Below are 7,860 nucleotides of genomic sequence, written 5' to 3'. Positions count from 1 at the left end.
GTCATTGAATGTAGTTTTCGCTTCAAGTAGCTGCTGATGATATTGAGAAACTTGCTGTGTTAATCCTAATACTGCTTGGCTTAAAGCTGACTCGATAGCTGATTGCTCAATATAATCAGAGATTGATAAAATAGCTTTGTTTTCTGCGTGAGATTGCAACTCAGCCGTAACTGCTTCATCAAAGTCACTGAATGTAGTTTTATCTTGAACTAGTTGCTCTTTGTATTGAGAAATTTGCTCTGTTAATTCTAATACTGTTTCAGTTAAAGCTGACTCGATAGCTGATTGCTCAATATAATCAAAGATTGATAAAATGGCTTTCTGATCTGCATGGGATTGCAACTCAGCCGTCAATGCTTCATCAAAGTCATTGAATGTAGTTTTAGCTCCAAGGAGTTGCTGCCGATATTGAGATAGTTGCTCTGTTAATCCTAATACTGTTTCAGTTAAAGCTGACTCGATAGCTGATTGCTCAATATAATCAGAGATTGACAAAATTGCTTTCTTCTCTGCGTGGGATTGCAACTCAGTCGTCAACGCTGTTTCAAAGTCATTGAATGCAGTTTTAGCTCGAAAGAGTTGTTGCCGATAAATAGATAGTTGTTCTGTTAATTGTGGCAACGTTTCAGCCAAGGCATCATCAACTACTGACTGTTCAATAAAGTTAGAGATTGCATCCACAGCTTTTGGTGATGACAGTTGTTGCTCTTCATTAACAATCGCGGCTCCCAGGTCGTCAAATGCGGTTTTTCCTGCTTCTTGCTGCTGCTGATACGCGGACAGTTGTTCTGTTAATTGTGGTAACGTTTCAGCCAAGGCTGATTCAACTACTGACTGTTCGATAAAGTTAGAGATTGCATCCACAGCTTTTGGTGATGACAGTTGTTGCTCTTCATCAACAATCGCGGTTTCCAGGTCGTCAAATGTGGTTTTATTATTAGTTAGCTGCTGCTGATACGCAGACAGTTGTTCTGTTAATTGTGGTAACGTTTCAACCAAGGCTGATTCAACTACTGACTGTTCAATAAAGTCAGCGATTGTATTTATGAATCTTTGGCTCTCCACTGCTTGCTCTTTAGGATTTTTCAACAGATGCTCAATATGCTCGTCATCCCGTTGGGGCTGGTAGTCAATCCCCTTATGTTTTTGTAAACCTGGGAATGTGTAGGCAGGCCCCAAAGATGTGCCGCTAAATTTCTGGTCATTCCACGAGTACGAAATGCCCTTACTTTTACCGTTGCGCGTTAATCCGTGACGAACTTCTACACCTTGTAGTTGCAACCGCTCAACCAGTTTGGGCATAGTTAGTTTGTCTATTGTGGCGCGGTCGATTAGTTCCTGGAGTTGTTGCTTAATAGGGCGCTCTTGTGGTGTAAGGCGCTCACCATTGATATATTCTTCGTGTTCTCTTTCTAGCCGTTTTTGTTGTCCAATACTGGGATTACGCGATAATTTCTCGTGGCTACTCTGGGTTTGTTGTAAGCCGTAATCTAGTTCTAGCTGCCGGATAATGGTTTCGCTACGCTTGTAATCCCAGCTATCATGTACAATCTTCCCGTTATCTAACCGAATGCGGCTGGCGCAAATATGTATGTGGTCGTGTTCGGTATTGCTGTGTCTGTAGACTACGTACTGGTTGCTGTCAAAGCCCATCTCTTCGAGATAGCGGTTAGCAAGTTCATTCCAGGTTGGTTCGTCTAGTCGCTCGTTTTCTGGTAGTGATAATGATGCGTGGTACACTACACGGTCAGCTTCTGGGTTTAGTTGTCGAGAGATTTTGAATTCTCTGGCCAGGGCACGGGCGTTATTGCCGCCCATGTTGCCACCAATGAGTTTGGCATCTTTCTGAGACTCCAAATAATTCAGCAGTCCACGGAATCCTCGCCCTTTAGTCTGGTTGCCAATCATCAGTTTCCTCGTCCGATTCTTCGATGAAGGTATTGGCTATTTCCTGTTGGCAGTGTCGTAGCAGTTCTAAGAGTTCTTGTAGAAGTTCTGGTGATGCTGGCGGTGGCAACTGCATTTTAATGGCGGTGTTGGTGGCTTTGGCTAGTTGGTTGATATTGTTGCCGATGCGCGACAGTTCCAGGTATGTATCCACTGTAACTCTGCCCAATCGCGGCGGTGGTGGTGGGATTGGTCGCAGTAATATACAACGTCTTGTTAATTCTGCCAAACTCATGCTCGTATCTTCCGCTTTTGAGCGAATCATCTCGTATTCAATTGGGCTGAATCGCACTTGCAACATTTTGGTGCGGACAAGTGATTGAGAAGAAGCTTTGGGCATAAGTCAAACTAGACGTAATGAAACTTTTTGAGGGGGTTTCCAAAGCGGGGACACTTCCCCCTTTGGCAAGCCTGCCGAGTCGAGCGTAGCGACGACAGCACGCAGTGCTAGGCATGGCTTGCTCCTAACCAGTCTTTCGGGTAGGCAGAAGGATTAGGGGAACAACCCGCTAGGGGACAAAGTGCGTAATCTGCGGCTACCACCACGATGATATTACTAACGAGTTGACGTAAATTACAGTATGGCTAATTATTAATGATGAGTGTGTGATTTATTTTTGATTAACTGTTCGTGAGTTATCTTACACGCTTTGAGTAATCACTGTTCAACCAATTACGTTAATATCTGTTGCTGTTTCTTAACTATTTGTTGCATTGATAATTACCTGTCTTTAGATAGATGCTCTCTGTTAAAGTAAAGTTTTAAACATAAACATTAGTTTGATTTTTACTCTTGTGGCTAAAGACAATATTCCTAAGTCAAAGATTCCAGACGCTCTTGATGCTCTACGCGCTTTGGGTGCTAAGGAATTAGATGATATCCCAGCACGAGCAGCTATTAAAAAGATGCGCCGTCAAATTGAGCGGGTGCTTCGTCTCGGCTATAGCTATGAGGAAGTGTCTAAAACTTTAGCCCCTTTGGATATCAACATCAGTCCTGAACGTATCCGTTATTTACTTAACGATATTCGTCGGTCTACTCGCAAAAAGTCAGTTACTACTCCAAGTCTTGAGAATACTAGTACACCAGTTATTGATGAGCCAGTAGTTCACGAGAATCCTGAGATTACAGAAAGCAATACTCAATCTCCCAACAAACCTCAGTCTCAATCACAACCTAAATCAAAACCCGCTTCATCAAAATCAACAACTTCTAAAACTCCTAAAACGGCTAAAAATACCTCTGATGTTAAAGCTCCAGATAATCAAAATCCCTCTCGCCTTGCTTTTGTGCCTGAAATAATAAACGATGAGGATTTGTAGATGGTAGTCAAACCTAAACAATCGGCTGACCAAGTTCAGGAACAAAAGGCAACTGAACAACCAAAAACTCTTGGACGCTTGGTGTTGGTGACTGGGGATAAGGGCGGTACTGGTAAAAGTGTGGTGGCTAGAATCCTACTCGACATTTACCGCCACAGAAATATCAACTGCATTGCTTATGAGTGTGACCAGTCTAATCCTCAGCTTTATCGTCATTACAACAAAGTCGCTCCTGGGGTACAAACGCTCAAACTAAATCAGCGTGGTGGTGCTGATGCTTTGCAGGATGACTTAAAGCGTCTTTCTCCTCAAGTTTCTTTGGTGGATCTGCCTGCTGGGGCAGCAGAATATTTTGAATCGGTGGCGAAGGATATTTTTCTTTTCCAAAATGCCCAGCGTTTGGGTTATCGCATCACGATGGTATCGGTGCTGGGTCGAGTCAAGGATAGTCTGTTGCAGTTAAAACGGCTGATGGATTTCTGCGGCGACAAAGTTGATTATGTTGTTGTGAAAAATCTTTACTGGGGTGATGAACACAAGTTCACTCGCTACAACAATTCTAAGGTGAAGCAGGCTATTGAAGCATTAGGGGCGATTGAACTGTTATTGCCTGAGTTATATGACGATATTTTTGACCTCGTTGACTCGAAGGATCTTACCTTCCGGGAAGCTCTAGAGCATGAGGATTTTAGTTTGAGCAATCAATCGAGAGTTTATGGCTGGATTGATGCGGTTGAAACTGAGTTTTCTAAGGCGGCTGTACAGTTGGGGTTAGAGTAATGGCTGTAAGTAATGGTAACGGGAATGGTGCAGTATCTCATTTAGATAGGTTGCTGTCAGAAAAACCGCCTGAGTTTCAAGCGAAAGTCTTGCGGTTTGCGCTTGATTCTGGGATGAAACAAGATGACCCAGCATTTCGGTTAGTGCAGTACATCGGTTATTTGGCACAACTGACAGAAACTGCACCAAATGATTGGAAGTTGTTATTTGAAAATTTACAGGTAGAGCTAAACGAATGGAGTCAACTGACGGCGGAGCAATTGAAGATTCAAGCCGACCACACGGAGAATATCAAAAATCTAGCGACCAGTTGCAATCAGCTAGGGACAGCCTTGAGCGCATTAAATTTAACGTCTCAGCAACAACTCAAGCAATTAACGAGCTTAACCAAACTCTCCGAGAATTTGAACAATATCTCCCCCAGGCAACCAGAGACATTGAGCCAACCGTTACAAGAACAATTGAACGAGATTCAGACGGGAATATCTCTATTGAACCAAAAAGACGCGGAATCGGTCGTTAAAGGTTGGACTAGAGCTATTAGAATCTGGCTTGTCTCTCCGATCTCATTTTTTATTCTGTTTTGGTTTTATTCACATATTTTTCCAATCCCTACTCCTATTGAAACTACCGAGTCTCTACAGAAAATTTTGCAGAATACTGATTGGAGTAATGCCAAGCTTCAACGGGTTGAGAAACGTTTGGGGACAAATCCTAATCTTAGACGACGGCGGTAAAAATTTGCTGTTTAAAAGTCGATTTAAAACAACTGGGTCTGCATTACACGTCTAACCCTAAAGGTGTAATGCCGCACATCCATTAATTGAAACGATAGCTATCACCTTTAATTACCTTGATTATGGATGCAACAGGAACCATGTGTTATCAATGGAACACAACACTACCTGAATAGTTAGTACATGGAGCCATTAACTGCTGGTGCGATCGCCACGCTTGTTTTTACCAAAGTCTTTGAAACGACAATTGAGAAATTCACAGAAGCAACTCTTGCTAAGATAAAAGTGCTGCGTAACAATATTTGGAACAAGTTCCGAGTCAATCAGGAGGCTGCAACTGCTTTTGTAGAAGCAGAAAAAGGCTCCTCAGCAGATTTAGATAAGGTTGCTGTCTACTTACAGGAAGTGATGAAATCTGACCCGAATTTTGCCCAAGAGGTAGAAAAACTAGTTGATGAGATTCAGCAAGAGATAAACATAGATAAAATTCCAGGTCAGAATGTTCAGAATATTTATGGAGGAGAAGCACAACAGAACAATGCTATCGGCACTAATGCTCCAGTGATTCAAGGTGGCAGTGGTCACAGTATTACATTCAACTGACTAGAGTCGTCCGAAGGGGAACGGGTAAAGTTAAATCCTCAACAAGCGCCACCCTTACCACAACATTTTGTAGAGCGGCCAGAGTTCAGTCAGGACTTAAAGACTCGCCTCCTAACAAAGTCATCATCGAATGCTGGCACTTTGGTGATCACTGCCATTCACGGTTTAGGTTCTGTAGGCAAATCTACTTTAGCAGCTGCACTGGCACATGATAGACAAGTACAAGATCACTTTTGTGATGGCATTCTATGGGCAACTTTAGGTCAACAACCTCATGTTCTCTCCCTATTAAGCGGTTGGGTACAAGCTTTAGGGGATTACAACTTTCGTGCCACTAGCATAGAAACTACTTCTAGCCATCTTCGGACTTTGCTGTATGACAAAGCTGTTTTATTAATAGTAGATGATGCTTGGAACACGGAGGATGCGCCAGCATTTAACGTGGGTGGAAATCGTTGTCAGGTGCTAGTTACAACCCGCGAGACGGCGATCGCTAAAACACTGAGAGCCAGTACTTACAGCCTAGATGTGATGAAACCAGAGCAGGCAATGGAATTGCTAACCAAAAAACTAGAACGTGACCTAACTGGTGAAGAACATCAATCAGCAGAAACTTTAGCGAAAGCGGTTGGCTACCTTCCCTTGGCATTAGAACTAGCAGCGGCACAGATTGGAAGTGGTATATTTTGGAAAATTCTATTACAGGATATTCAACAAGAAATTGCTCGGTTAAAAACATTTGATGATCTTGAAGCTAGAGATACTAATGATGAAGCTTCTTTAAAACGCCTTAGCTTAACTGCATCATTGAATTTGAGCATACAGCGATTAAAAAAAGAGGAAAAAGAAAATTTCACTTGGCTGGGGGTGTTACCTGAAGATGCAATTATTACTCCTAGTATGACGGCAACACTTTGGAATAAGTCAGATGAGCGGGACGCTTCCGATACACTCCGATACTTGCAAAGTAAAGCCCTACTATTACCTGGTGTCCCTCTAGCTGACGGGACACTGACTTATCGTCTGCATGATCTATTCCATGATTTAGCACGCAATTTGTTAACGTCTCCTCCAACACCTAAGCGTCAAGGTAATTTACCAGGGTTAGGTATGACTCTTGCTCATGCTCACGCTACTTTTTTGGAGAACTACCGACAAAAAACCCAAAATTGTTTATGGCATACCCTGCCTAATGATGGTTATATCCATCAACATCTAGTTTGGCATTTTGAGAAGGCTGGACAGATAGAAGAAATTCACCAGTTATTGCGAGAAGAGACGCAGACAGGAACTAATGGCTGGTACTATGCCCAAGAGCGACTGGCACAGACAGCAAGTTATTTAACAGATATTAATCGTGCTTGGGAACTAGCAGAATTGAATTGGACTGAGCCAGCCCTACCCAAAATTGTTGGACTACAGTGCCGTTATGCTTTGATTAGTGCATCCCTTAATAGTTTGGCAGCTAATTTACCTGTAAAACTGCTGATTGCATTGATCAGAAAAAATGTGTGGACACCAGAACAAGGACTAGCTTATGCTCTGCAAAGCTCGAATCCCGATCTAAAAGCTTGCTTGCTTACAAAGCTAGTGAATTGTTTACCACCAGACCTAAAAGAACTAGCGTTCTTAAAAGCACTCGCCGCCGCCAGAGAAATTCGGTCTGAGTATGACCGGGCCTATGCCCTAATTACCTTAGCTGACGAACTGCCATCAGTATTACCGGAAGCACTCACTGCCGCCAAAGAAATTCAGTCTGAGTATAACCGCGTCAAAGCCCTGAGCGCCTTAGCTGACAAATTGCCATCAGTATTACCAGAGGCACTCGCTGCCGCTAGAGAAATTAAGTCTGAGTATAACCGCACCTATGCCCTGATTACCTTAGCTGACAAACTGCCACCGGAGTTATTACCAGAGGCACTCGCTGCCGCCAGAGAAATTCAGTCTAAGAGACATCGCACGGATACCCTGATTGCCTTAGCTGACAAATTGCCATCAGTATTGCCAGAGGCACTCGCTGCTGCTAGAGAAATTCAGTCTAAGAAACATCGCGCCCATGCCCTGAGCGCCTTAGCTGAGAAACTGCCACCGGAGTTATTACCAGAGGCACTCGCCGTCGCCAGAGAAATTCAGCCTAATAGACATCGCGCCAAAGCCCTAAGTGCCTTAGCTAAAAAACTGCCATCAGTATTACCAGAGGCACTCGCCGTCGCCAGAGAAATTCAGCCTAATAGACATCGCGCCACAGCCCTGAGTGCCCTAGCTGACAAACTGCCATCAGTATTACCAGAGGCACTCGCTGCCGCCAGAGAAATTCAGTCTGAGTATCATCGCGCCAATGCTCTGAGTGCCTTAGCTGACAAACTGCCATCGGAATTATTCGCAGAGGCACTTGCTGCCACCAGAGAAATTCAGTCTGGGGAGAATCGCGCTAAAGCTCTGAGTGCCTTAGCTGACAAACTGCCATCAC

Annotated in this window: 7 protein-coding genes; 5 read left to right on the top strand and 2 right to left on the bottom strand. The window is 43.5% G+C overall.

Annotated elements, in window-relative coordinates; all coding sequences use genetic code 11:
- A partial coding sequence (locus ACEYW6_RS30055; RefSeq protein WP_412982648.1) for a relaxase/mobilization nuclease domain-containing protein occupies nt 1–1,908 on the bottom strand: 1,908 nt, incomplete at its 3' end.
- The gene (locus ACEYW6_RS30050; protein WP_412982647.1) at nt 1,889–2,287 is read right to left on the bottom strand and encodes a plasmid mobilization protein; all 399 of its coding nucleotides are present in this window, start codon (nt 2,285–2,287) and stop codon (nt 1,889–1,891) included. The genes ACEYW6_RS30050 and ACEYW6_RS30055, both read right to left, overlap by 20 nt.
- 455 nt (nt 2,288–2,742) lie before the next feature.
- On the opposite strand from ACEYW6_RS30050, the gene ACEYW6_RS30045 reads away from it, so the two are divergent.
- From ACEYW6_RS30045 to ACEYW6_RS30025, 5 genes are all read left to right on the top strand, one after another.
- Nucleotides 2,743–3,270 (top strand): hypothetical protein, encoded by a 528-nt coding sequence (locus ACEYW6_RS30045; RefSeq protein WP_412982646.1) that lies wholly within the window; start codon nt 2,743–2,745, stop codon nt 3,268–3,270.
- The gene (locus ACEYW6_RS30040; protein ID WP_412982645.1) at nt 3,271–4,050 is read left to right on the top strand and encodes a hypothetical protein; all 780 of its coding nucleotides are present in this window, start codon (nt 3,271–3,273) and stop codon (nt 4,048–4,050) included. It begins immediately after the preceding gene.
- On the top strand, nt 4,050–4,787 hold the full coding sequence (locus ACEYW6_RS30035; protein ID WP_412982644.1) for a DUF6753 family protein: 738 nt from the start codon (nt 4,050–4,052) through the stop codon (nt 4,785–4,787). The genes ACEYW6_RS30040 and ACEYW6_RS30035 overlap by 1 nt, the downstream gene beginning before the upstream one ends.
- Before the next feature lie 183 nt (nt 4,788–4,970).
- Complete coding sequence (locus tag ACEYW6_RS30030) at nt 4,971–5,390, top strand: hypothetical protein (protein ID WP_412982643.1); 420 nt, start codon at nt 4,971–4,973, stop codon at nt 5,388–5,390.
- 144 nt (nt 5,391–5,534) lie between these two features.
- Nucleotides 5,535–7,860, top strand: a 2,326-nt coding sequence (locus tag ACEYW6_RS30025) for an NB-ARC domain-containing protein (protein ID WP_412982642.1), incomplete at its 3' end; no start/stop codon positions are given.

The organism is Nostoc sp. UIC 10607, from assembly GCF_047228265.1.
GTDB lineage: Bacteria > Cyanobacteriota > Cyanobacteriia > Cyanobacteriales > Nostocaceae > Nostoc > Nostoc foliaceum_A.
Note: the sequence above shows the minus strand (reverse complement) of the source record. Positions and strands in the feature narration are given on the sequence as shown.

Excerpts from the sequence above, each read along its gene's own strand:
- ACEYW6_RS30030 (WP_412982643.1), top strand. The coding sequence starts at position 4,971 with ATGGAGCCATTAACTGCTGGTGCGATCGCCACGCTTGTTTTTACCAAA.
- ACEYW6_RS30040 (WP_412982645.1), top strand. The coding sequence starts at position 3,271 with ATGGTAGTCAAACCTAAACAATCGGCTGACCAAGTTCAGGAACAAAAG.
- ACEYW6_RS30050 (WP_412982647.1), bottom strand. The coding sequence starts at position 2,287 with ATGCCCAAAGCTTCTTCTCAATCACTTGTCCGCACCAAAATGTTGCAA.
- ACEYW6_RS30035 (WP_412982644.1), top strand. The coding sequence starts at position 4,050 with ATGGCTGTAAGTAATGGTAACGGGAATGGTGCAGTATCTCATTTAGAT.